Genomic DNA, 1,410 nt, shown 5'->3' with positions numbered 1-1,410 from the left:
TCACGTGGTGAAGTTATTGCCGACGGTCCTGAAGCACCACAAGATATTCTCCGTTTGCGGGGCGTCTCTGCGGTTGCGAACTATATCGTCAATGAAGTGCAAGAAGTTTACCGTTTGCAAGGTGTTAAGATTAACGATAAGCACATTGAAGTTATCGTTCGTCAGATGCTTCGCAAAGTGATCATCAGCCACGCGGGCGACTCTGATTTGCTTGAAGGTGAGCAGGCAGAATTCTCGAAAGTGGTTGAGATTAACCGTGATCTTGAAACTGGTGGCAAAATGCCGGCACGTTTCGAACGTCAGTTACTCGGTATCACCAAAGCGTCACTGTCAACGGAGTCGTTTATTTCTGCGGCGTCGTTCCAGGAAACAACGCGTGTGCTTACCGAAGCAGCGGTTCAGGGTAAAGAAGATCCATTACGTGGCTTGAAAGAGAACGTTATCGTTGGTCGCTTGATCCCAGCGGGTACCGGTTTCGCTTATCACCAAGAACGGATTCGTCGACGCAAATTAGCGATGGCACCGACCATTACTGCTGCGGACGCCGAGCAAGCGCTGTCTGATGCCTTGAACGAAGGTAGTGACGACACGTTTGAAGCGAGCGACGAATAGTAAAGCCGTTAGTCTAGAAGGCTGGGTTTCCAGCCTTCACGCCTAAATTAAAAACCTGACTGAAGTGAATAACTTGAGTCAGGTTTTTTTATGCCTGCCTTGTTTAGCTTGACAGTTGAATTTATGACCTATAAAATTCGGCCTCCCCATTTCCGGGGATTCAACCTTTTTTATGGTTCATTTTTAGCGACTGATACCATAGAAATAGGCCGCGCTTGGATGGTGAAGACCAACCGAGCGCTTTGGCTTGTTGTAAAATGAATATTTTGGAGAAACCATGGCAACAGTTAACCAATTAGTGCGCAAAGGACGCCAGAAGCCGGTTGAGAAAAGCAACGTTCCGGCTCTGCAAGCTTGCCCACAGAAGCGTGGAGTATGTACTCGTGTATATACCACCACCCCTAAGAAACCAAACTCAGCGCTACGTAAAGTTTGTCGTGTTCGCTTAACTAACGGTTACGAAGTAAGTTCGTACATCGGTGGTGAAGGTCACAACTTACAAGAGCACAGCGTAATCCTTATCCGTGGTGGTCGTGTTAAAGACTTACCAGGTGTACGTTATCACACCGTTCGCGGCGCACTTGACTGTGCTGGCGTTAACGGTCGTAAGCAAGGCCGTTCTAAATACGGCGTTAAGCGGCCTAAGTCCTAACGGTTCTCCGTTGCGAAGTAAGGCCAAACTAAATTTATTGAAGTTTTGGGTAACCCCTGAAGATATCGGAGAATTCCAATGCCTAGAAGACGCGTCGTCGGCCAACGTAAAATCCTGCCGGATCCTAAGTTCGGATCAGAGTTGTT

Annotated in this window: 1 protein-coding gene and 1 pseudogene; both read left to right on the top strand. The window is 47.9% G+C overall.

Annotated elements, in window-relative coordinates; translation table 11 throughout:
• Positions 1-612 (top strand): annotated as a pseudogene (locus J5F18_RS20500) (DNA-directed RNA polymerase subunit beta'); the annotation flags it as partial.
• A 277-nt stretch (positions 613-889) separates the two neighbouring features.
• Positions 890-1,264 carry a 30S ribosomal protein S12 gene (rpsL, locus tag J5F18_RS20495; protein WP_346300324.1) on the top strand — a complete coding sequence of 125 codons (375 nt, stop codon included), beginning with the start codon at positions 890-892 and terminating at the stop codon, positions 1,262-1,264.
• The last annotated feature ends 146 nt before the right edge of the window (positions 1,265-1,410 follow it).

This window comes from Halomonas sp. BM-2019, assembly GCF_017584085.1.
The sequence above is the reverse complement of the archived record's forward strand: the minus strand, read 5'-3'. Positions and strand labels throughout refer to the sequence as shown.